At 47.0% G+C, this 21,579-nt stretch carries 21 protein-coding genes, 1 tRNA gene and 1 pseudogene; 11 read left to right on the top strand and 12 right to left on the bottom strand.

Features of this window, described 5'->3' with window-relative positions:
• Nucleotides 1-173: 173 nt before the first annotated feature.
• The 5 genes from PX482_RS03180 to PX482_RS03200 all read right to left on the bottom strand — a co-directional run bounded on the left by PX482_RS03180 (nt 174) and on the right by PX482_RS03200 (nt 6,433).
• Nucleotides 174-2,150, bottom strand: coding sequence for a hypothetical protein (locus PX482_RS03180; protein WP_288095685.1), 1,977 nt, complete (start codon nt 2,148-2,150; stop codon nt 174-176).
• Between the two features lie 72 nt (nt 2,151-2,222).
• Nucleotides 2,223-3,506 (bottom strand): hypothetical protein, encoded by a 1,284-nt coding sequence (locus PX482_RS03185; RefSeq protein ID WP_002757670.1) that lies wholly within the window; start codon nt 3,504-3,506, stop codon nt 2,223-2,225.
• A gap of 24 nt (nt 3,507-3,530) precedes the next feature.
• Nucleotides 3,531-4,499: a hypothetical protein gene (locus PX482_RS03190; RefSeq protein WP_002757672.1), complete on the bottom strand. Its 969-nt coding sequence runs from the start codon at nt 4,497-4,499 to the stop codon at nt 3,531-3,533.
• Between the two features lie 34 nt (nt 4,500-4,533).
• The gene (locus PX482_RS03195) at nt 4,534-5,565 is read right to left on the bottom strand and encodes a hypothetical protein (protein WP_002757673.1); all 1,032 of its coding nucleotides are present in this window, start codon (nt 5,563-5,565) and stop codon (nt 4,534-4,536) included.
• Nucleotides 5,566-6,350: 785 nt separating this feature from the next.
• Nucleotides 6,351-6,433 (bottom strand) — tRNA-Leu (locus tag PX482_RS03200).
• A gap of 73 nt (nt 6,434-6,506) precedes the next feature.
• Between PX482_RS03200 and lgt the strand changes: the two genes are divergently transcribed.
• Both lgt and PX482_RS03210 read left to right on the top strand, forming a co-directional pair.
• Nucleotides 6,507-7,358: a prolipoprotein diacylglyceryl transferase gene (gene lgt, locus PX482_RS03205; RefSeq protein WP_002757674.1), complete on the top strand. Its 852-nt coding sequence runs from the start codon at nt 6,507-6,509 to the stop codon at nt 7,356-7,358.
• A 12-nt stretch (nt 7,359-7,370) separates the two neighbouring features.
• A complete protein-coding gene (locus PX482_RS03210) occupies nt 7,371-8,321 on the top strand; it encodes a branched-chain amino acid ABC transporter permease (RefSeq protein ID WP_002757675.1) in 951 nt (316 codons plus the stop codon).
• 6 nt (nt 8,322-8,327) lie between these two features.
• Here the strand turns inward: PX482_RS03210 and PX482_RS03215 are convergent, their stop codons facing one another.
• From PX482_RS03215 to PX482_RS03225, 3 genes are all read right to left on the bottom strand, one after another.
• On the bottom strand, nt 8,328-9,326 hold the full coding sequence (locus tag PX482_RS03215) for a Gfo/Idh/MocA family protein (protein ID WP_002757676.1): 999 nt from the start codon (nt 9,324-9,326) through the stop codon (nt 8,328-8,330).
• A gap of 133 nt (nt 9,327-9,459) precedes the next feature.
• The gene (locus PX482_RS03220) at nt 9,460-9,735 is read right to left on the bottom strand and encodes a hypothetical protein (RefSeq protein ID WP_002757677.1); all 276 of its coding nucleotides are present in this window, start codon (nt 9,733-9,735) and stop codon (nt 9,460-9,462) included.
• A gap of 388 nt (nt 9,736-10,123) precedes the next feature.
• Complete coding sequence (locus tag PX482_RS03225; protein WP_002757678.1) at nt 10,124-10,672, bottom strand: DciA family protein; 549 nt, start codon at nt 10,670-10,672, stop codon at nt 10,124-10,126.
• Between the two features lie 78 nt (nt 10,673-10,750).
• On the opposite strand from PX482_RS03225, the gene PX482_RS03230 reads away from it, so the two are divergent.
• The 3 genes from PX482_RS03230 to PX482_RS03240 all read left to right on the top strand — a co-directional run bounded on the left by PX482_RS03230 (nt 10,751) and on the right by PX482_RS03240 (nt 13,301).
• Nucleotides 10,751-11,641: a hypothetical protein gene (locus PX482_RS03230; RefSeq protein ID WP_002757679.1), complete on the top strand. Its 891-nt coding sequence runs from the start codon at nt 10,751-10,753 to the stop codon at nt 11,639-11,641.
• Between the two features lie 22 nt (nt 11,642-11,663).
• Nucleotides 11,664-12,320, top strand: a complete 657-nt coding sequence (locus PX482_RS03235) for a PspA/IM30 family protein (RefSeq protein WP_002757680.1) — start codon at nt 11,664-11,666, stop codon at nt 12,318-12,320.
• 207 nt (nt 12,321-12,527) lie between these two features.
• On the top strand, nt 12,528-13,301 hold the full coding sequence (locus PX482_RS03240; protein WP_002757681.1) for a PspA/IM30 family protein: 774 nt from the start codon (nt 12,528-12,530) through the stop codon (nt 13,299-13,301).
• 263 nt (nt 13,302-13,564) lie between these two features.
• Here PX482_RS03240 and PX482_RS03245 read toward each other — a convergent pair whose 3' ends face one another.
• Nucleotides 13,565-14,146, bottom strand: coding sequence for a hypothetical protein (locus tag PX482_RS03245; RefSeq protein ID WP_288095691.1), 582 nt, complete (start codon nt 14,144-14,146; stop codon nt 13,565-13,567).
• Nucleotides 14,147-14,152: 6 nt separating this feature from the next.
• Nucleotides 14,153-14,971, bottom strand: a complete 819-nt coding sequence (locus PX482_RS03250) for a C39 family peptidase (RefSeq protein WP_288055965.1) — start codon at nt 14,969-14,971, stop codon at nt 14,153-14,155.
• Between the two features lie 264 nt (nt 14,972-15,235).
• Between PX482_RS03250 and PX482_RS03255 the strand changes: the two genes are divergently transcribed.
• From PX482_RS03255 to PX482_RS03275, 5 genes are all read left to right on the top strand, one after another.
• Nucleotides 15,236-15,724 carry a helix-turn-helix domain-containing protein gene (locus PX482_RS03255; protein ID WP_288055987.1) on the top strand — a complete coding sequence of 163 codons (489 nt, stop codon included), beginning with the start codon at nt 15,236-15,238 and terminating at the stop codon, nt 15,722-15,724.
• A gap of 442 nt (nt 15,725-16,166) precedes the next feature.
• On the top strand, nt 16,167-17,315 hold the full coding sequence (locus PX482_RS03260; protein ID WP_002757687.1) for a Re/Si-specific NAD(P)(+) transhydrogenase subunit alpha: 1,149 nt from the start codon (nt 16,167-16,169) through the stop codon (nt 17,313-17,315).
• Entirely contained in the window at nt 17,293-17,520 is a 228-nt protein-coding gene (locus PX482_RS03265; RefSeq protein ID WP_071824980.1) for a hypothetical protein, read from the top strand. Before PX482_RS03260 ends, PX482_RS03265 begins: the two co-directional genes overlap by 23 nt.
• Nucleotides 17,447-17,743, top strand: coding sequence for an NAD(P) transhydrogenase subunit alpha part 2 (locus PX482_RS03270; RefSeq protein ID WP_002733247.1), 297 nt, complete (start codon nt 17,447-17,449; stop codon nt 17,741-17,743). The genes PX482_RS03265 and PX482_RS03270 overlap by 74 nt, the downstream gene beginning before the upstream one ends.
• Nucleotides 17,740-19,149 (top strand): NAD(P)(+) transhydrogenase (Re/Si-specific) subunit beta, encoded by a 1,410-nt coding sequence (locus PX482_RS03275; RefSeq protein WP_002757688.1) that lies wholly within the window; start codon nt 17,740-17,742, stop codon nt 19,147-19,149. The genes PX482_RS03270 and PX482_RS03275 overlap by 4 nt, the downstream gene beginning before the upstream one ends.
• Before the next feature lie 58 nt (nt 19,150-19,207).
• Here PX482_RS03275 and PX482_RS03280 read toward each other — a convergent pair whose 3' ends face one another.
• Nucleotides 19,208-19,447 carry a hypothetical protein gene (locus PX482_RS03280; protein ID WP_002757689.1) on the bottom strand — a complete coding sequence of 80 codons (240 nt, stop codon included), beginning with the start codon at nt 19,445-19,447 and terminating at the stop codon, nt 19,208-19,210.
• Between the two features lie 228 nt (nt 19,448-19,675).
• Between PX482_RS03280 and PX482_RS03285 the strand changes: the two genes are divergently transcribed.
• A complete protein-coding gene (locus PX482_RS03285; RefSeq protein WP_002757690.1) occupies nt 19,676-21,148 on the top strand; it encodes a leucyl aminopeptidase in 1,473 nt (490 codons plus the stop codon).
• 168 nt (nt 21,149-21,316) lie between these two features.
• Here the strand turns inward: PX482_RS03285 and PX482_RS03290 are convergent.
• A pseudogene (locus PX482_RS03290) lies at nt 21,317-21,496 on the bottom strand (transposase); the annotation flags it as partial.
• Nucleotides 21,497-21,579: the final 83 nt, after the last annotated feature.

The following is a 21,579-nucleotide window of genomic DNA, read 5'->3' on the forward strand; positions in this document are numbered from 1 at the left end:
AAATCCTTATCTGGCAAGAGACTTAATTGATTAGTTCGCTCTAGATAAAAAACAATTGACAAAAATCGCTAAATGCCTTTCTCTATAAGGGTTCCATCCCTTATAACCCCCGTCCATTGCATAACACAAACCGAAGAGCCAGTTTATGAATCGGTGATCAATAATTGTCATGGCTAAGTTAATGGATTGTCATTAACTAAATCATCAAAATCTTCAGCAAGATTTTGGGCTGACTCGCCTAGTTTAGGACTGAGCTTATCAGCAACAATCTTCAGGCTTTCTTCGTAGTTACTGGGTAACTCAAATTTAACTTCAAGATCGATTGGGTTATCATCTTCTTGTTTCCCTAAAGCTCTCTGTAAAGCTCGATTAATTAGGCTGTTCATGACATTAAATACTCCTGATACTGAGTGGTTATTGTTTGAATTATTCCATCGAACATTCCTAAATGGTATGCACGACGGAGCCATCGTTTGCACCAGATTTTCCCAACGACCTTCCATGTCTTTTTGAACTTGTAATTCTTGGCAAACTAAGTCTCTGATTGTTTTGTCATTTTCAGGAAGTGCTAGTAGTACCCCCGTGTCAGCGGGTTCAGGGTTTCCAGAAGAAACATAAAGATCCTTGCGAATCTGCAAACAACTTTGATAAATGAGATGATTGAGGTACTGTTGGGAATTACCCTGTTCGCCAGGTAATAAAACTTCGGAACCTGTAGTATCATTTTCTAGGAGACAGCGACCTCGCTCAGGGTTTGCTTCCCCTTTAGGCTGATTAGGAAATAGGAAAACATCCACGATGTAGCTATAGGCAACTGCCCGTTTTTCTGGCGATTTCTTCAGAGGATCGTTAGTATCTTGCGTCCCCACAGCATAGAGGTCGATCGCGCGATCGAGATCGTAAAGAATTTTATCGAGAACAATTTGGCAGAGAACTGTTTTAGAAGTACAGCCACATTGCAAATAGCAGTCCAGTTTATCCGCAAGCTGATTGCGCTCAATGATCAGCCGTAGCAGCCTTTCTTCAGCTTCATCAAAGGCGGACATCCCATACAGGCCATAGAACAAAATCGGCGGTCGGGCAATCCGCAGCAACCGGAATCCACCGGATGGCTCGAAACCATCCACAAAAAGCTGCAAAGCTTCCAGAAAAGCAGTCAGAGGTGGAGCAGCAGGATAGATCAAGTTCTTACCAACGATGACTAGGCGCCGCAGGCGTTCGACATCCAACTGTGCTGTTGCCCCTAATTGGCGCAAACCCGCGACACTACCCTGACCAGACCTTTGAATGAGCGCATCCATGACGCGACTTAACTCGCCTTCAACCAGGAGAGCGCGAAGATCGCCTTGTCCCTGTTCTTCCAACCGTTGGAAAAGCTGGCGGTAGGCATCGATCCCTCTGGGCCATTCGTTGGGAGCATAAGCCTCTTGAGTTGCCCCGACTAAATTCCGCAGGGCATAGATAACAGCATCCCGGCGCACTTGTAACTCGCTATAGGGAGCCTGTAAGAGATAACGACCGCCGAAGCCGACATTAGAGAGTGCTTCACCCATCATCACAAATAAGACGGAAGCCACTTCATCCAAACTCTGAGCGAACTTGCGATAGATGAGGCTCATGGTAGGAGTCAGCGCCCCAACCAGCCGCGCCAGGCGAGCATAATCCCCCAAGGTGCGACGGATGCCGAAGGTTTTATCCCGCTGTCTGGGATCGAGGGCAAAACGAGCCGAATTCACCCCTTCCTGAATGGCAGAACGAACTGCCATCGCCCAGCCTTCCAATTCTGGGGTCACGTCCTTGAGGATGGAGTTGGTGGTCAGTTCCTGCAAATCCCGCTCCACATCATTGATCGCTTGCTGCATTTCTGCATCGGAGGATGTGGGGGCTTGCTGCAGGGGCATCGGTGTACCAGAAGCCAAAAGAAAGGGAACTCCCTCCGCCTCCTTGTTGATGGCTACTGCTCTAGGATTGTTTTTATAGCGGTTTAGTAATGCCTCTGCTATCTGTTTGGCATCATTGGGATCGCTGACTTTTAATTCTCGCCGCAGAAGATTATCCAACGCCATACGAGAACTACTGTTCGGCATCAGGCCATTATTTTTGGCCATGGCACTACTGTAATTAAACGGATTGCCAGATGAAGTGTTCATAATTTATCAGGGCAAGGAAAAAAGGTGTTGGGGTTGTTTCAGTGATCAGTTATCCCCTATATTCCTAAGTTTTCAGAGCAAAGCGGCTTGTATTTCTTTAAAACTGGGTGAAGATGGGGGAATAGGGGAGGTAAGATGATTAATAACCCGATTGGATAACTGACGGGCGGGAATTTGACCAGTAGCGAGGGCATAACTAGCGGCGCTGACCAGAAATCGCGGCGGTAAATCGGGGGGAACCTCTCCGTGGACTAATTGTCTAGCACCGGCTTGAATCGCTTTTTCATCATCTTCAGAAAAAGGAATAATATCGGCCAGGGCCTGTTGGGCGAGATTGCGACGGGTTTGATAGGCAATTTCATCCACCAGATGGGGAATCAATAATTCCGAGGTGGTTAACAGACGTGCCGGCAGACGGTGAAAACGATTAGGGTTATAGAGTTGCTGCCAAACCGAGCGTAGGCGATCGCCTTCTTGACCAAATCCCATCCGTCGCAACATTTCCGCTAAGATCAAAATTCTCAGATATGCCGTCGGGTGCGCTCCTCCAGGACGATAGGTAAGGGTACGGGGAGCGGGATGAGCCAGAAAAAGTGCCATTCCCCAGGCTGCGGCTGGACCGGCTAATAAAATCGCCGCTAAATCGGCAAAAACTTCCTTATGCCAGCGTCCGTAGATGCGAGTAATACTGGGGTCGCCACTGGTGCCGAGAATGCGACGGATCACCGCTTGACGATTTTCCTGCCAGATCCCCAGATCCGCTTGCAGATTGTGGGCTACTTCGTGGATAAAGACCGGTTGCCAAGGATTATCTCGATCCCAAGGGATGCGGATAATCGGGAAGGGATTAGGTTCTCCCAAAAGACGAGTCAGCAAAACGCCACGACGCATGGTAGCAGGCGAGAAACCGTGTTCCATATAACACAAGGGTTTGAGCATCGGTGCGCGAAATAACCCCGGAGAGGACTCGCGAACGGCCCGATAACAATCGATCGCGATCAGATCATGGGCGGCGAGAGCGGCGGCAAAAGAGGAACCCCTTTGACTAAAAATTTCAAAAAATAGCCCAAAACTACGGCGAGCGCGGTCAATTTCCCGTTCTACCAGTGCTATATCGATTAAAACTCGCTCTATCGGTGACTCGTTCCACGTCCCTTGTAGATGCTGAAGACGACGCTGAATTTGGCGATCAATCTTAGCCAGACGTTGATTAGCTGCCCGAAAATGGTCAGGAGAGGGAGCGTAGGGTAAATCTTGGGGGCGAATCCCCACGGAAGCATAATTTACCCTGACTAGACGACGCGCTCGCGCCGTTAGATCTAAAATTTTATTGTGTAGAAAAGCTCTCGTTCCCATACTGCCCCCATTGCGGTTGGTTGCCTAACTGCCTTGAATCCGAATCGTTACCGGTCCGCGCAGACGATAGCTATGGCTGCGGCCGCAGGTGGGGCAAGGTCGTCCCCCGGACATTGATCGCCGGCCGGGACGGGATCTGGTAGTGAGCGGACGGGCTAAACGGCGCACGGTGCGAGGACTTTGCGCGACTCGGGCGGCGGCACGACGCACGGCAGGAGCCACAGATCGGGCGGGTAAACCTCTTTGGGCAACGGTACGACTAACCCCCCGGACAATGCGAGGCACGGCTCTAGCGGCGGCCGGCCCTTGACGACGGGCGAGGGTGCGTGTAGCTTGGCTGACACTACTGACCAATTGCCGGCGAGTTTGCCGCGGTAGTCGCGAGATATTGGGCATAGCGGTCCGCAGGGCAACGGCGGAAACAAAGGGAGCGGCCGCATCGATCGCATCTTCCGTCTCGGCCAGGTCAAATAAGTCCTCCAAAGCCTCAAACTCATCGGCCTCATCAGCCAAAAGTCTTCCGGCCACGTTGGCAATACGTCCGATTAATTGCGCTTGCGGTAGGGGAATCATACTGGCGATCGGTCCGACCACGCGGGCTACGGAACCAATTCCCCGGCCCACTCTTCCAGCAACTTGTCCGACTCTGCGTCCCACATTGCGAGCGATGCGTCCCAAGCGTCGGAAAAACTCGTCCGTGTCCTCCTCGGCCAGGGCATCGGCCAGGGCATCCTCCAGGGCATCGAAACCAGAATCGTAGCCCTGTTCTCCCCAGTCTTCCATCTCGTCAAATCCCTGACCACTACCGAGCATCGATCCGATGCCGCGAATTAAACCACCGATAAAGGCATCATCATCGGCTTCGGCCAGATCGTATTCCCCGAATTCATCCCCGGCATCGTAACTATCGTAATAGTCGCCCCTTTGGGCGGGGCCTTCCACTTGATCGTAAAACAAGTCATCCATGACATCGGTTTCAAAGGCTTGATACATGATTTTTCTCTCCTAATTACAAGGGCAGAAATAGCTATAGGCGCGTGATCATAATTTCCACCGGTCCTTGTAGTCTTAGGCGCTGGGGCAGACCACCGCGACTGGGGCCGGGGCGAACAGAAGTTCTTCTCATCCCCGGGGCGGGACGGGATAACTGCCGTACTAAACGGGGTTGCGCCGCCACTCTCGCCCCGGTTTGTCGGATAGCTTGCGGTAAGCGACTGGGGGATAAACGACGACGAGCGGCGGTTTGTCCGACACTCTGAGCTATCCTCGGCAAAGCTCGCAGGGCAGCCGATCCCTGACGGCGGACTAGATTTCGAGCCACTTGGGTGGTACTGTGAACGATCTGACGACGGAGAGGACTACTGAGGGCGGCACGGCGCAGCACCGGTCTAACCATAGTGCGGGCCGCCATACCAGCTAGTACGGGTAAAGCCTCATCTAGCTCCTCATCGGCAAATAAATCGGCTAAGTCTTCTAGGGCATCCAATTCATCAAAGCCCTGGGCGGCATACTGTTGCAGCAGCGGCGCTACTTGCCCCAAAATGCTGGCCAAGGGATTGGCAGCGCGTCCGGCACGTCCCGCCACTCGCTGCACTTGGCCTGCCACTCGCTGCACCTGTCCAGCTACTCGTCCGGCAGTTTGGACCGCCCGTCCCACCCCCCGGGCTACCCGGCTGGCAGTGGTGGCTCCCCGACGGGCTGCCCCCGCCACCCGGCTAATTCCTCCTAATAATTGTCGGAAAAATTCATCGCTGTCTTCCGCGTCTAGGGCATCGGCAACGGCTTCTTCTAGGGCATCCCAATCATTGACTCCGCTATCGATGAGGTAATCATCGCCGAAATCTTCCCCTAATTCCGCCTCGTATTCGTCTTCTCCCAGAAAGCCCTCTCCTCCCAGATCTTCCCATCCTAATTGGTCTTCGCCAAAACTGTCTTCGGCTTCAAATCCTTCAAAACCTTCGCTTTCCATACCTTCCCAAGCATCGAAGGCTCCCTCATCGGCAAAGGAGGAATTAGCGGCTAAGTCCTCCATAACATCACTTTCAAAAGGCTGATCCATATAAGTACCTTCCTGAGCGCAAGTAGTCGCTAAAATGTCGATAAAATTAAGAACAATTTCGACAGGATTAGGTCTGACCTAACCTTGTCTGTCTTCTCGTATTCCACATCGAGAGCTAGAGCGAGATCTTGCTAAGGAGTATTTTGCTATCTAGCTCTCTATTACTGTTTAGGATAGATTGTTCCTCTCCCTCTTACCAGTCACACGATCTAGGTCACTTATTTGGTGTAACTCATTTAAGGGACGTTGTACCAATTTCAATAGTCGTGACTGACATCTGCAAGCCCAATTCTTCTCTCAGAGCGTAATTGCGCCTTAGAATAGACCTCTTGCAAAAATCAAAAATTGTTGTGAGGGTTAGGAGTCAGTAGCCGGTCGTCAGTAGTCAGGAGAATTAAGAATGAATAATAATCAATTAAATGCTCTATTTAGTGATTTGATGCAATTTTATGCCTATTTTTCTCATTTTTGAACCATCAAAAATTAATTATGCAAGAGGTTTAATGACCAACTAAGTCTGTCATTACTTTTGCAAAATGATATTAGACTTCCTCTAAAAAATTTTAAAACCTCTGGTTGAGTCAGCATTGTCCGAGTCAGCCGTCAAAAGGAAAAAATACAGATCAAAGAGTTTTTGAACTGACAGAAACCTTATTTATCGGACAAAATGCCTGAATTTACTAAACCGAGAAGTCTCCTCTCTCCTGAATCGGTAAGAAGTCTTTGTTTTGGGTCGTCGGTCGTCAACACCAAATCAGGTTACACTTCATCGACCCGAAGGTTAATGCGGATGGAGGGACTCGAACCCACACATCAAAAAGATACTAGAACCTAAATCTAGCGCGTCTACCAATTCCGCCACATCCGCAAATATGTCAGCATACCTCATCATAGCATAAGATACTATAGGAAAGATAAAATTTTTTATTCTTAATAATTTTATGCTCTTAGGTTTTGTCTTTCAGTCCCCCGGCCCGATCCTCTGGGAGATCGGACCGATTTCGGTGCGCTGGTATGGATTTCTGATTGCTATGGCGGTATTATTGGGTGTCACCCTCTCCCAGTACCTAGCTCAAAAAAGAGCGATCAATCCCGATTTAATCGCTGATTTGGCCATTTGGTTAGTAGTGGGAGCCATACCTGCAGCCCGTCTGTACTATGTTCTCTTTCAGTGGCAAGAATACGCGCAAAATCCTGCTGATATTATCGCCATTTGGAAGGGAGGTATTGCTATTCACGGGGCAATTATCGGGGGTTTGCTGGCGGCCCTAATCTTTGCCCGCATTAATCGGGTTTCTCTTTGGCAATTACTCGATCTGGTGGCCCCTTCAGTTATTCTCGGTCAAGCGATCGGACGTTGGGGTAACTTTTTTAATTCGGAAGCTTTTGGCAGTCCGACTAATTTACCTTGGAAGTTGTTTATTCCTCCGGCTAGTCGTCCTTTAGAATATATCGCCGTCGATTATTTTCACCCCACCTTTCTCTACGAATCTCTCTGGAATCTGGCAGTTTTTGCCCTACTCATCTATCTATTTTTCTGGGGTTTAAAACACCCTAGTAAATTAAAAATTGGCACCCTTACCCTAGTCTATTTTATCGCCTACAGTCTAGGTAGATTCTGGATCGAGGGGCTACGCACCGATAGTTTAATGTTTGGGCCTCTAAAAATGGCGCAAATAATTAGTTTAGGAGCGATCGCTATCGGTATTTTCGGGTTATTCTGGTTATATAAACTGCAGCGTCCTTTACCGGATGTGGTGGCGACCGTCAGTTATAATCAAAAGTTACCCTAGCTAACCCTGACAATGGATCTAGTAACGATTTTTCAACAGGTTTTAAACGGTTTATCGATCGGTAGTGTCTATGCTATTTTTGCCCTCGGTTACACTTTGATTTTTTCCATTTTAGGGATTATCAATTTTGCCCATGGCGCAATTTTTACCCTCGGTGCCTATTTTACCTACGCTCTAGCGGGGGGAGTTTTCGGGTTTAATGGTTTATTGGCTAATGCCAAATTACCCTTTTCCTTACCCTTTTTTTTAGCACTCTTGCTAGGCTGTATCCTTTCAGGTTTCACCTCGGTTCTTCTGGAAAGATTGGCCTTTAAACCCCTCCGGGTACGGGGTTCCGATTCTCTCTTAACTCTGGTTTCTAGCCTAGGGGCAGCCGTGGTGATTGTCAATGTCATTCAATACTTATTCGGGGCAGAAATTTATACTTTTCCCGATGGGATTTATGGCAATCTTCCCCCCGCAATTAATTTCGGTACAGCCGATCGCCCCGTGGCAATTCGCACAATTCAGATTATTATTTTTCTGGTTTCAGCAGTTATGGTGGCTTTGCTAACTTATTGGGTTAATTTCACCAAAATGGGCAAAGCTTTACAAGCGGTAGCTGAAGATGTCACCACGGCCAGTTTGTTGGGGATCAATCCCGAAAAATTTATCGTGATTACCTTTTTTATTAGTGGTGCCTTGGCAGGTTTAGCAGGAACTTTAGTCGGTTCTAGTGTTAGTATCGCTGGCCCCTATTTCGGTATTGCTTTCGGATTAAAAGGTTTAGGAGTGATTGTTTTAGGGGGATTGGGAAGTATCCCCGGAGCAGTAATCGGTGGTTTATTATTGGGTATTGCCGAAGCTTTTGTTCCCGCAGAATATTCCGGTTATCGAGAGGCGATCGCTTTTGCTATTCTCTTTATTATGTTGTTAGTTCGTCCCCAGGGTTTACTAGGCAGAAAGTTAATTCAAAAAGTCTAAGTAGGTTTAATTGGCCGAGAGAAAAACTGTTTTTCCCGACAAGGAAGATTGATAGGCAGCGTAGGCCACTTCTAGGGCATAAAGACTGGCTTGGGGAGTAACATAAAGAGGAGACCGATCAAAGAGATAATCTAGCACCATAGCGGTATCTTTGGCAAAAAGACCGCGACGGGTTTCCACTTCTAAAGCTTGGCTACCTTCACTATTAATTAACTGCCCTGTTTCCCCTTCAAAAATTAAGCTACCTGCCTCGCCATGAATAGTGAAAGTTCGCTCATTTTGCCAAAAAACTTCGCCTTTGCCGTAGGTAACTTCAGCAATTAAGCCATTTTTAAATAATAACTGTGCCTCACACAAACAGGCCAGAAAATAATCGGATTCCGGGGCATTCCAATAACGACAATGACAGGATACGGACTCCACTTCCCCAAATAAATTAGTCAAGCGATGGATACGAGAAAGGGCCGCAATCAAGGGAAAACCGAATAAATCCCGATGAAATGTCCAGCGCCGGGGTGCTGGTCTGCCGGGGGCGATCGTGGTATAACGGGCTAGGTGGATATTGCCGAGGCTGGCTAAATACTGCTGTTGGGTTTGATGCAGTCCCCCCAAAAGTTCAATATGTTCGACGTGCAGTAATTTGTTCTCGGTTTCGGCTAGGGTGATTAATTCTGCTGCCGCTGCCGGGTGGAAAGCCAGGGGATACTCGACGATAACGTGCTTACCGGATTTTAAAGCAGTACGGGCGATCGAGGCATGGGCCTGATTAACGTTGGCAATGACAATCAGATCGAGATCAGGATGACTGGCCAGGCTTACTGCCGAATCTAGGGCAGAAATTTGGTATTTTTGCGAGAAATTAGCGATCGATTCGGGACTATTACCGCTAAAGTACAGAAGCTGGGCGCGATCATCCGCTTGCAAGCTTTCAGCGCGACGTTGAGCGGCGAACCCTGTGCCAACTATACCAATTTTTAGGGGACGATGAGAAGTCATCAGGGGCATTCTGGCGACGCTTTATCTTGGCAATCAACTCATCTATTATCTCAAAAATAGCGCCCTAAAAGATGTGGAGGGGTGAATTCATGTTTTAAATGGGCAACGCCAATTTTTTGCTCCTGTTTAGGACCTAGAGCTTCTAAACCGCGATCGGTTGTCGGGGAGCATGACGACGAGGGGAAACCACCACGGGAGTGGGCGACACTGCACAGGTTAATTCTAGAGACTGTTCTAAACTAACCACCCGATTGAGTTGTTGCCATTCAGCACTAAAAGGAGGCATCGCTAGAGCGCAGGCTTTCCAATGAGCTTCGACGGGAACATCTAGTTGTTGACAAGTGCCACCGCGCCGACCCTGGGTTTGATAGTATCGGCAGTATCGACAGGAAGAGGTAAGAAAGTTTGCGGCTTGCATGGGTTAGCTTTAAAAGGAAGATGATTATAAGGAACTCAAGGGATGACTCTCTTTTCGCTCTGTGTAATATTGTCCTACCCTGTGCCAAGGGTATTTTCCTGACTACCATAGCTAGGACTGATACGCCATATAGTTTTTAGTGATCCCCAAAAAAAATTTTATTTTTAGAATCTTTTAATAGTTACTTTGCAAAAAGCAGCACTGTCTCAAAACTGAAGAGTTCAACTCAGTTGTGGCCGAGGTTATCGGCTCTAGTATCGCCGATAACAAACCGGGGATCAAGCCTTAGCCGAATAGAATTGATGAATACAGGTTCAATTAAGACAGAAAAGATCGGCCAATTGATTCCCGACTCAAAACCACTCTTTCCACAAGACTATAAAAAAATTTAATCTTTTACCCCGCCCGACTGGGCAAAACAAAAAGCACAACATTGCCAACGCTCAAGCTCTCCGGAGGGACTGGGAGACTGACAACGAGGACAAATCGGCCAAGATCGGGTTCTATGAACTATTTTCTGGCTCCAACTCTCTAAACTGTCCGGTTGCTGGGGATTTTCTGGCGGTTTTTCCGGGGTGACATAACTAGGATGATCTCTCAGGGATTTAGGTGCGATCGCTTCTGGAGGAATTAACTGACTATCTTGCTGCCAACGGGCAGCAGAAAAGCGGATATCGCCCAAGGGAGTCTCTAACTGACTATTAAGCCGTTTTAATAAGCTATAGCGTTGTAAAGACAATTCCTGGGCTAAAGCGGCGCTACTGGTAGCCACCGATAAAACCCCGCGACTCAGGGAAAAAGGCCGGGTTTGCTCAAGCAGACGGGGATTAATAATTTTTGGCCATAATTGCAGCACTTGATCATACTGGCGATATTCTTCCCAACCCACCTGTTGAGTAATAGCCGCCAAAATTTTGTCAAGAGAATGTAAAGACATCTGGAAAATCTAGGGAATACCACGGTACACTAGGACGAAAAAACCCCCTAACTTTTCAGCATAACCTTTAATACCCTCATGAAATCCGATCGATCCCCATCCCCCCAAGATTCCCCTCTCTCGATCGTTCATCAACCCAGTTCAGCCATCGATCCCGCTCGGGAACCAGAATACCTAGAAGCTGCTGTCATTAACGTCTATCCCCAAGCTGAAGATCTCTTTTTTACCCCTTGGGGTATCCGGGCAATGGTGATCTTTTTAATTGCTAATAGTCTCCTCAGTCTCAATCAATGGTTAACCAATACTACCCCCACCCCGAGGAAAACTGAGAATTCCCCCCTCGAGCAGCGCCAAAATAACTCCCGCCACCTCGATCGATTGATAGCGATCGCTCGTCCGGTACAGAAAACTCCTCAAACCAGTCCGATCGTTAATATTCCCGCTCCTCCGGTTAAAACTAGCCCGATCGCTAACATTCCCGCCCCACCAGTGGTTCAGAGTCCCCCCACCGCTATCAATCTGACTAATGCCCTCTTACCCCCGAATCCGCCACCATCCCCAATGCCGGCCCATCAATTACCCGTCAGTAAGATCAAGCAATCTTTACCCGTCGCCCCCCCGAACCCCAGCACCCCGCCCGTATCTTCCCTAGTTTCTGCACCACCGCCACCACCGCCCCAAGTCACCCCCGCCCCCTCGACCGCGATCATTAACGAACGAATGTTGGAGGAATTGCGTCAAAGAGAAGAATCACCCGCTAATTTACCCTTTTTTCAACGGGAAAAAGCCCGTCGCTTGGCCAATCAAAACCGACAGGAGGCGGTGGAGTTAATGAAACAGTTACCGCCAGAATTACAAGCATCCCCTTCTCCCAGTAGTCCGGCACCTTCAGAAACAGCCGATCCCTCCCAGTCCCCCGTCCCTAGTTCTATCATTATTGATAGGAGCGGCACTTCGGTAAACTATTAGGGTTCCTATCGGGAGGACGGCAATGGGTTTGTTTGATCGCATGGGCCAAGCAATTCGCGCCCAAGTCAATAGTCTGATTCAGGAAAATCAAGATCCCGAAAAACTGCTGGAAAAGGCGATCTTGGCGATGGAAGGGGAATTGATGCAAATGCGACAAGCCCTGGCGGCAGCCGTCGCTACCCAGAAACGTACCGAGCGCCAACGACAACAACAGGAAAAAGCGGCCCAAACTTGGCACGAACGCGCCCAATTAGCCCTACATCACGGTAACGAGGAACTCGCCCGCCAAGCTCTCAGCCAATGGCAAACCTATCAAAGTCAGATCGCCCCCCTACAAACCTCCCTGCAACAACAGACGGCTATTATACAAAAGTTAAAGAAAGAACTCTTGACAATTGAACGCAAATATGCTGAGATGAAAGCACAAAAAAGCCTTTATGTGGCCAGATTGCGATCGGCGAGTGCCAGTCAAAAAGCCCAAGAAATTATGGGCAGTTTGAACAGCAGTCAGATGGGAACTATTTTCGAGAAATTAGAAGCAAAAGTCCTAGAAGCCGAATCCCAAGCCGATTTAATCGGGTATAAAGACCCCTTAGAGCGACAATTCCAAGATTTGGAGGGACAAAAACAAATTGAAGCGGAATTACTCAAGTTAAAACAAGAAAACTTGGATGGGTGATGTGGGAAGTGGGGTGTGGGGTGTGGGGTGTAGGGTGTGGGGTGTGGGGTGTGGGGAGAAAAAAGCTGTCTCCTGACTCTTGACTCCTAACTCCTATCCCCTATCCTAGCTCTCGTGGTTTATATTGGATAATAAGCCGTTAGGCAAGATAGGAAATTTTAAGAACAGTTAACTGATTTAGTACACACCGAGAGGAACAAGAGCGTCATGGGTTTATTCGATCGCCTTAGCCGAGTTGTCCGAGCTAACCTCAATGATATGGTGAGCAAGGCTGAAGATCCAGAAAAAATGCTGGAACAAGCTGTCAGTGATATGCAAGAGGATCTAGTACAGGTACGTCAAGCGGTCGCTAGAGCGATCGCCGAACAGCGACAAACGGAACAAAAATACAGCAAAGACCAGTCAGAAGCCAATAAATGGGAACAAAGAGCCAAATTAGCCCTTTCTAAAGGGGATGAAACTCTCGCCAGGGAAGCTCTTAAACGCAAGAAAGATTTCACGGAAACCGCCGCCATTCTCAAAAATCAACTGGATCAGCAAACGGTACAGGTAGATAGTCTGAGAAAAAACTTGATTGCGCTCGAAAGTAAGATTTCTGAGGCAAAAACCAAGAAAAATATGTTAGTAGCTCGCTCCAGAGCCGCAAAAGCTAACGAAGAAATCCAAAAAACCCTCGGCAGTATCGATACCAGTAGTTCCATGTCCGCTTTTGAGCGCATGGAAGAAAAAGTTGTGCAGATAGAAGCCCGTAGTCAAGCGATCGGTGAATTGGGTGGCATCGACATGGAACGTCAATTCGCTGCACTAGAATCGGGTAGCGATGTGGAGGATGAATTAGCAATGCTGAAAGCACAAATGTCCGGGGGAGCATTACCGGGTACAGCTTCTAGTCAACCCACTTTACCCCAAGCAACCACCGTCAGGGATTCGGCAGTGGATGCGGAATTAGAGGAATTGCGATCGAAGTTAAAAGAACTGTAAAACTTTGAGAGCGTCGAGACGTACTATCTACGGTACGTCTCTATTTATTAATTTTGTTGTTGAGATAGGGAATAAGCTAAGAGGAATTTTAACCGCCTATCCTTAGATTAGTTCTCCCCCAATCCCTTTACTTTTGCCTCTTGGCTCATCTCAACAAGCAATTTAAATACGCGGGCAGCTTATCCATGTTCTTATTACTAGACAAGGGCAGCTTTGTCGATATTAAACATCTGATTAGGTTTTGCCGAGCAGAATTATCCACCCTATTCCGTTAATCCTTCAGCGTGTTTGACCGAGCGTAGTTGGTTAAGAAATTGCTCTATTTCTTGAGTTTTATCGATCTTGGTCGGTAAATTAAAGCCATATTCAAGAGGAGCATCAATAACAAGAATTTTTTGATTATTGATGTTACTTTCATCAATCAACCATAAAGCATGGGTTTGATAAGCTGGAATCACTAATAATCTGACTATGATATTTTCTTCAGGGATATTTTCATCAATCCAGCTAATAGCTTGATCGAATTTTTCTGCTAATTCCGATTGAAAAATTCCATCCACAGACCAATCTGTAGGTTCACTGCCAAGGCTACTAGAGCGAGCGTAGGCGATCGGGGTATTATCTGATTTTACTTGCAGATGCCATTGCCCTGATGGACGAGCTAAACGGGTTAAATCGTTGGTTGGTTCAACCACTGCATTTGCGGGTAGATTCCAGACATCTACACTTTCATGCAAAGCAGGGGAAACTGCACCGAGAGACTCAGTTATTCTAGACAAGCTAAAACCTACTTTTCTTTGTAATTGAGTTAAAACGTCATCGGGTAAAGTTTTAAAATGTGCCATTTTAGTTTATCTCCTAATATTAATCCATGTCCATCGCCATTGACCTTCGCCATAGGCAGTTTTAACTCGATCGTAGGGAATAATTATTTCACCCCGCCAAGGATCATAAATGATGACCTGGGGGACTGAATCAATTATATCCCAACCGACTGCTAAAACGGCATGACCCCCTCCTCCATTCCATTTAAAACCGATTTCTACTGCACGTTGATTATCAAGTTCAGTTTGTAAGGTGGTAAATTCAATCAAACCATTAATATAAATTGGATTAAAACTATACCTTACCCACATAGGAGCAATATTAAGAATTGGCAAGGGTTTATTGCACAATGAACTATTGGGTGAACTGCAACAACCTGTTAATTCAAAAGCAACATTGGCAAGGTTACATTGCTGCGTTGTGATGTCATCATTTTGCTGAAAAACCATCTGCATTGAAGCCGCCCAACACCATTGGGTTTGTTCTTGTTTAATCCAAGTGATTTTGTTAATTCTAGTGGCTTGCCCTAGGGTATCATCGCTGACAAAAGCTAAAAAAGCTGCTGCTTGTAAAATGCTCGGCTTTCCTTGTTCAACTCTTAAAGGCAGAGTTTTAGCCGGTGTTTCCCAGTCTAGATTAATTGCAGCACCTGTAATTAATTTTGTCCAATCAGGAGCGGCACCATCTCCTATGGTTTCTCCCACTGCATCCACAAGTGCATCAGCAATAACTTTAGCTAAACCTTTACTTGCTGCAGATAAAAAGACTTTGGCCGCTTCTTCAGGAGTGCCTCCTAAGCTACCACTTAAGTCAGCAGGTAATTGAATACCGTCAATTTTTGCCATATTTAACACTCTACTTTCATTTGATGTTTTTAGTCTATCTGACTGACATAAAAATAACATTTGGATCGACTATCAATATGTTCTTTAATTAATTCTTCATTTTTTTATTTATTAAATGCTAGTTACTAAACGGTAAACAACGGAAATTGTCGGGAGTTTTATTAAGCCTCTTTACAAAAGTCGGAAAATAACGGATAATGTCGGAAGGTAAAGCTTAAAATTCTAAAATAATCAGATAGGAACACTCAAGAGGTTTTCAAAGAGATTGATAATCTTGTTTTTCGTCAAACAGTAAAACACATTTACACCCTACAACTAGGCATTTTACAAAGTGTTTTTAATGGACAAAAATATGCAAAAATAGCAGAAGAGTATAAATGTTCTGAAGGTCATGCTAGAGATAAAGCCTATGAACTTTGGCACATTCTCTCAGAAGCATTAGGCGAAGATTTAAACAAATCAAATGTTCGATCAGCAATTGAAAGATTAATAATTACTAATAGTAGCAATAACTTGGTTAATTCTGGACAAATTGAAAAACTTAATTTTTGTCCCAACTCCCCTCAATATCCTGAAAACTTAGCCATGGATAATTCTGATATAATTGAAACCGAAAACTTGTTGATTGAAGAAAAATTAAAAGAAGCAAAACTAGAAACCGTTCCCAGACTGGTGCAAGTAGGGCTAACTGCTGAACAAATTGCTCAAGCCCTCGATTTACCTTTGTCATTAATTTTAGAAACTTTAAGGTAATTTCTTAATGGATAGCACAATAGTTTTTTTTCAAAATCTCACAAAGAATCGAGGCAATGTTATCCTTAATGTCTCTCGGCTTATTAGTTTATAATCTCGGTCAGGGAGAACTGAGAAATAGCTTACAGCCCTTCTCATAAAGATGAAGTATAATTTAATCTGGTATCAACGACCGAAAACTGGCTAATGTTAACCATTCCAGCGTTCCCCAACTACCTCATCACTAGGTAAAAATTCCCAAGCAGTGCCGCTCAAAACCCTTTAATTCTGAAGATAATCCTAAGATTTACCCCGAAAAAGAGCCAGAAAGGTGAGGATAGCTAGGATGGAAGTGAAAAGCAATTTTGACTCGAAATTATCCCAAGGGATCGATCGCATTTAACGAAACCCTTACCCCAACAGCATAAGACAAGAGAAGGACTTACTAAGGAGAAACCCAGCCATGAAAATCGGCGTAATCAAAGAAAGTGACCAAGGCGAGGCGCGGGTGGCGCTAGTGCCGGATACCGTCGCCCGTTTAGTCAAGGCGGGATTTGAGGTAATTGTCCAAAATGGGGCGGGAATTAGCGCTAACTTTGCCGATAGTGCCTATAGTGCCGTGGGAGCCGCCCTGAGCGAAAACAGCGAATATATCTATGAAACTGCCGATATTATTCTCAAAGTCGTCCCTCCTAGCGATAGCGAGATCGATCGCCTCAAAAATGGTGGTATCCTCCTCGGCTTTCTCGATCCCCTGCGTCAACCCCGGCGCATTGCCAAATTAGCCGAGCGCGGGATCACCGCTTTGAGTATGGAATTAATTCCCCGCAGTAGTCGCGCCCAGAGTATGGATGCCCTCTCCTCTCAGGCTAACCTCGCCGGTTACAAAGCGGTACTCCTCGCCGCCGTTGAGCTGCCGAAAATGTTCCCGATGATGACTACCGCCGCCGGGACGATCGCCCCAGCCAAAGTGCTGGTATTGGGGGCAGGAGTTGCCGGATTGCAAGCTTGCGCTACCGCCCGCCGTTTGGGGGCAGTGGTGGAGGCTTTTGATATTCGTCCCCAAGTCAAAGAAGAAGTGCAGAGTGTCGGGGCGAAATTTATTGAAATGCCCCTAGAAGAAGATACCGTCGCCGATAACGGTTACGCCAAAGAGGTTTCTCTTAGCACACAGGAGCGCATTTGTCAAGCCTTGGCCGAACCAATTAAGCGGGCTGATGTGGTGATCACCACCGCCCAAGTACCGGGGAAACAGGCCCCCCTGCTAGTCACCAAAGAAATGATCGCCACCATGAAACCGGGGTCGGTAATCGTTGATTTAGCGGCGGAACAGGGCGGAAATTGCGCCTACACCCAACCGGGACGAGAAATAATCGAAAATGGTGTAAAAATCGTCGGAGCCGTTAATCTTCCTGCCACAGTGGCCACCAATGCCAGCCAGATGTACGCCAAAAACCTGCAAATGCTGCTACAGCTTTTAGTCAGCAAAGACGGCAGTTTAAACCTCGATTTTGCCGATGACATCATTGATAGTGCCTGTGTCACCCACGCCGGCGAAATCCGCAACCAACGCATTAAATCCGCCCTCAGTGAACAGTTATCAGCTTTTTAGCTATCAGGATTCAGGATTCAGGAGGCAGGAGTCGGTCGTCAGGAGGCAGCTTTATTCTCCCCACACCCCACACCCCACACCCCACACCCCACACCCCACACCCCACACCCTATCCCCTATTTCTTTAACCAATGACTGCCCAACTTTTAACCGCTTTAGTGGTATTTGTCCTCGCTTCCTTTGTCGGTTTCGAGGTAATCAATAAAGTCCCTCCCACTCTCCATACACCCCTGATGTCGGGAGCGAATGCAATTTCAGGTATCGCCGTTGTCGGTGCGCTCCTCATCGCCGGAGGCACGGATTGGCACGAATTAACCGTAATTTTAGGGTTAATTGCCGTTATTTTGGCGATGGTTAACGTGGTCGGTGGTTTTGTCGTTACCGATCGAATGCTGCAAATGTTCAAGAAAAAAGAGGCTAAATCATGAATAATGCCCTTATCACAGGGATCGAGTTGTCCTATCTACTTGCCGCCATTTTATTTATCATCGGTCTTAAACAATTATCTTCCCCCGCTACCGCCCGTCAAGGCAATTTTCTGGCTGCCATCGGGATGCTAATCGCCATTATTGCCACCTTAATCAATCAAGAAATCCTCAGCTATGGTTTAATCGCCGTGGCGTTAGTGATTGGCTCGATTATCGGCCTAGTTTCGGCGCAAAAAGTCCCGATGACAGCTATGCCCCAAATGGTGGGGATTTTTAACGGTTTAGGCGGTGCTGCCAGTGCTTTAATTGCCATTGGCGAATACTGGCGTTTACTGCAAAGTGGTGAAAATATTGCCTTTGACTCGATACTGATCGCTATTTTGGGTATATTGATCGGCGGTGTCACTTTTACCGGTAGTGTCCTCGCTTTTGCCAAATTACAGGAATTAATCAGTGGCGCGCCCGTAACTTTTCCTTTCCAACAACCCTTTAACATTCTCTTGCTACTCACCTTTTTAGGGGGTAGTGTCTATCTCTTTTTTGATCCCACCTCGATCGATGTTTTCCTGACCTTGGTGGCACTTTCCCTAATTTTCGGGGCTTTATTCGTGCTTCCCATCGGCGGCGGCGATATGCCCGTGGTTATCTCGCTCTTAAACTCTTTTTCGGGACTTGCCGCCAGCGTAGTCGGTTTTATCCTGATGAATAGTATGTTGATCATCGCTGGTGCTTTGGTGGGTGCGTCGGGGATTATCCTGACTCAGATCATGTGTAAAGCCATGAATCGATCGCTGGCTAGTGTACTATTTGGGGCATTTGGTACAGGTGCTAGTGCTGGAGGCGAAGCGAGCGCCACTTCTAGCCTTGATAAATCAGTTCATGCTATTGATTCAGAAGAAGGGGCAATGATGCTCGGTTATGCGCGTTCTGTGGTGATTGTACCCGGTTACGGCATGGCGGTGGCCCAAGCACAACACGCAGTGCGAGAATTAGCTGAACAGTTGGAAAAAAATGGCGTTGAGGTTAAATATGCTATTCACCCCGTGGCGGGAAGAATGCCAGGACACATGAATGTATTACTGGCCGAAGCTAATGTTCCCTATCCGCAACTCTACGATATGGATGATATTAATCCTGAGTTTGAGCGCGTCGATGTGGCCTTAATTATTGGGGCGAATGATGTGGTTAATCCCGCTGCCCGTCACGATAAAGCTAGTCCCATTTATGGAATGCCAATTCTCGACGTGGATAAGGCACAGCACACGATCGTGATTAAGCGCAGTATGCGATCGGGTTTTGCCGGGGTGGAAAACGAATTATTCTACAATCCCAAAACCTTTATGCTCTTTGGTAGCGCTCAAGATGTGGTAGCACAATTAGTATCACAAGTCAAGGATTTGTCATAATTCTTGACAAATAGGACGGGGTTTTCACCCCGTCTTTTTTTATCTGATTTTCCAGAGTTTAAAGATAATCCAGAACTAATTCCCCTTTGCTCACTTTTTCGGTAATTAAAGTTCTGACCAACTCTAATTCTTCCAGGGTCACTTTACCATCAGACCTCATAGCTAGGGCGATTCTTTCCCTTTCCCCTTGAGTGATCACGCCATCAACACTAGCCTGTTCGATAATAGCTCGCAACTTTTCTAGTTCCTGTTGTTCTTCTGCGGTTAATTCTGCTTGATTAGGGCGAGATATTTCCATAAAAATTTCTCCTTGAGGGATCAACACAAACTTGGTAATTTTTTTCTAAGTAGTAGAACCGCTGGCAGTTATCCCCAGTCAGCATCAGCAATCAGGGACAATGATTTTAGCAAGAGCTAGACCTTGATTCTTGACAGGGAGCCACTAAACCTGAATAGATGATAACTGATAGAGCTTACAGTATAGTGATTAATAGAAGCAATTTGCAAAGAATTATCGAGATAAAGAATGGATATTCGATCGACTGACACCTCGCTCCTTACCTGGACAGGAGATACTTTAGCCCTAGGTTTACCAGAAGGAACCATCGAGATTGCAGGAGAATTGGCAGAATTAAACGATAAACTAGGGGGAAACCTAGGTGATCTCATCTCCGAGACGGAATTCGAGGGAAAATTAGGCAGCAGTGCGGCGACTCGTCTAGGTGGTGGTCCGATTCGCAAATTAATCCTGGTGGGATTGGGAAAAACTGCCGATTTCGACCTGCAAACCCTGCGTCTAGCGGCTGCTGCGATCGCTCGTCTGGCCAAACAACAAAAAAGCCAAGCTCTGGCCATCAGTTTACCGGTAGTTGGTGATCAGTCCGCCACCGCCGGAGCAATCACGGAAGGACTACTACTGGCCAATCATCAGGATACCCGCTTCAAGTCCACTAAGGAGGAAAAAGGAGCCAAATTAGCAACCGTCGAGTTATTGGGTTTAGGAGAGCAAACATCTGCGATCGCCAAAGCCGAGCAAATCTGTTCCGGGGTGATTCTGGCCAGAGAATTAGTCAATGCTCCCGCTAACACCGTTACCCCCCTAACCATGGCAGAAACCGCCGAGCAAATTGCCGCCGAATACGGATTAAGTCTCAAAATTCTGGAACAGGAAGAATGCGAAAGCTTGGGTATGGGAGCCTTCCTAGGAGTGGCCAAAGCCTCGGATATTCCCCCGAAATTCCTTCATTTAATCTATAAACCCCAAGGAACCCCGAAACGTAAACTAGCAATCGTCGGCAAAAGTTTAACCTTTGATTCCGGCGGTTTGAATATTAAAGGGGCCGGCAGTGGCATCGAAACCATGAAAATGGATATGGGGGGTGGTGCCGCCACCCTAGGCGCAGCCAAGGCGATCGCCCAATTACAGCCAGAAGTGGAAGTACACTTTATCTGTCCGGCTACAGAAAATATGATTAGTGGTCGCGCTATGCACCCTGGGGACATTTTAACCGCTTCTAATGGCAAAACTATTGAAGTCAATAACACCGATGCCGAGGGACGATTAACCCTGGCCGATGGCTTGGTTTTTGCGGAAAAATTAGAGGTGGATGCGATCGTGGATCTAGCCACTTTAACCGGGGCCTGTGTCATCGCTTTGGGGGACGATATCGCCGGTTTATGGAGTAGCGATGAGAGTCTCACTGTTCAACTCCAAGAGGCCGCTAAATTAGCCGGCGAAAAATTCTGGCCAATGCCCCTAGAAGAAAAATATTTCGAGGGGATGAAGTCTCAAATTGCCGATATGAAAAACACCGGCCCGCGCCCCGGCGGTTCCATTACAGCCGCTTTATTTTTGAAGCAATTCATTAATAATACTCCCTGGCTCCACCTAGATATCGCAGGACCGGTCTGGTGCGATAAAGAAAATGGCGTTAATAATTCCGGGGCCACCGGTTTTCCCGTCCGCACTCTAGTTAATTGGGTAATGGCCAATAATTAAGTTATCGGTGATCGGTAAGCGGTATTAGGTGAGGAGTATTTTCACTGTTTACTGTTTACCGATCCCTGAAAAATCTGCCCCACCCCTCACCCCTATCTCAAGGTCGCGAGAGGACTCCCGTTAAACTGCGTAGCGGTTAACGGGAGATGAATCGCGACCAGAATGAAACTAACGCAGTAGCCTTTCCACTTTTGGGGAGTTTTGGTTCTCGACGTATTTTTTTAGTTGTTCGACAGTAACGTCGCCACAACTAGCCACGAAATAAGCTCCCGCCCAAAAATAGGGTTTGTTGTCGAAATACTTTGCCGCCAAATCCGGAAATTCTTGTCTAATTAGGGTTTGCTGAATAATGGTAAAACCCTTTTAAAATAAAGCTTTTGACCTGTTAAAGTCCGATGTTAGTGCTGCGAAAATAGGATTGGGACGTTCAA

Source organism: Microcystis sp. M53602_WE12 (assembly GCF_030065455.1).
GTDB classification, from domain to species: domain Bacteria; phylum Cyanobacteriota; class Cyanobacteriia; order Cyanobacteriales; family Microcystaceae; genus Microcystis; species Microcystis aeruginosa.

Bases quoted from the DNA above. Each gene is read 5' to 3' on its own strand.
- PX482_RS03180 (WP_288095685.1), bottom strand. From the start codon at position 2,150: ATGAACACTTCATCTGGCAATCCGTTTAATTACAGTAGTGCCATGGCC.
- PX482_RS03185 (WP_002757670.1), bottom strand. From the start codon at position 3,506: ATGGGAACGAGAGCTTTTCTACACAATAAAATTTTAGATCTAACGGCG.
- PX482_RS03190 (WP_002757672.1), bottom strand. From the start codon at position 4,499: ATGTATCAAGCCTTTGAAACCGATGTCATGGATGACTTGTTTTACGAT.
- PX482_RS03195 (WP_002757673.1), bottom strand. From the start codon at position 5,565: ATGGATCAGCCTTTTGAAAGTGATGTTATGGAGGACTTAGCCGCTAAT.
- lgt (WP_002757674.1), top strand. From the start codon at position 6,507: ATGCTCTTAGGTTTTGTCTTTCAGTCCCCCGGCCCGATCCTCTGGGAG.
- PX482_RS03210 (WP_002757675.1), top strand. From the start codon at position 7,371: ATGGATCTAGTAACGATTTTTCAACAGGTTTTAAACGGTTTATCGATC.
- PX482_RS03215 (WP_002757676.1), bottom strand. From the start codon at position 9,326: ATGCCCCTGATGACTTCTCATCGTCCCCTAAAAATTGGTATAGTTGGC.
- PX482_RS03220 (WP_002757677.1), bottom strand. From the start codon at position 9,735: ATGCAAGCCGCAAACTTTCTTACCTCTTCCTGTCGATACTGCCGATAC.
- PX482_RS03225 (WP_002757678.1), bottom strand. From the start codon at position 10,672: ATGTCTTTACATTCTCTTGACAAAATTTTGGCGGCTATTACTCAACAG.
- PX482_RS03230 (WP_002757679.1), top strand. From the start codon at position 10,751: ATGAAATCCGATCGATCCCCATCCCCCCAAGATTCCCCTCTCTCGATC.
- PX482_RS03235 (WP_002757680.1), top strand. From the start codon at position 11,664: ATGGGTTTGTTTGATCGCATGGGCCAAGCAATTCGCGCCCAAGTCAAT.
- PX482_RS03240 (WP_002757681.1), top strand. From the start codon at position 12,528: ATGGGTTTATTCGATCGCCTTAGCCGAGTTGTCCGAGCTAACCTCAAT.
- PX482_RS03245 (WP_288095691.1), bottom strand. From the start codon at position 14,146: ATGGCACATTTTAAAACTTTACCCGATGACGTTTTAACTCAATTACAA.
- PX482_RS03250 (WP_288055965.1), bottom strand. From the start codon at position 14,971: ATGGCAAAAATTGACGGTATTCAATTACCTGCTGACTTAAGTGGTAGC.
- PX482_RS03260 (WP_002757687.1), top strand. From the start codon at position 16,167: ATGAAAATCGGCGTAATCAAAGAAAGTGACCAAGGCGAGGCGCGGGTG.
- PX482_RS03270 (WP_002733247.1), top strand. From the start codon at position 17,447: ATGACTGCCCAACTTTTAACCGCTTTAGTGGTATTTGTCCTCGCTTCC.
- PX482_RS03275 (WP_002757688.1), top strand. From the start codon at position 17,740: ATGAATAATGCCCTTATCACAGGGATCGAGTTGTCCTATCTACTTGCC.
- PX482_RS03280 (WP_002757689.1), bottom strand. From the start codon at position 19,447: ATGGAAATATCTCGCCCTAATCAAGCAGAATTAACCGCAGAAGAACAA.
- PX482_RS03285 (WP_002757690.1), top strand. From the start codon at position 19,676: ATGGATATTCGATCGACTGACACCTCGCTCCTTACCTGGACAGGAGAT.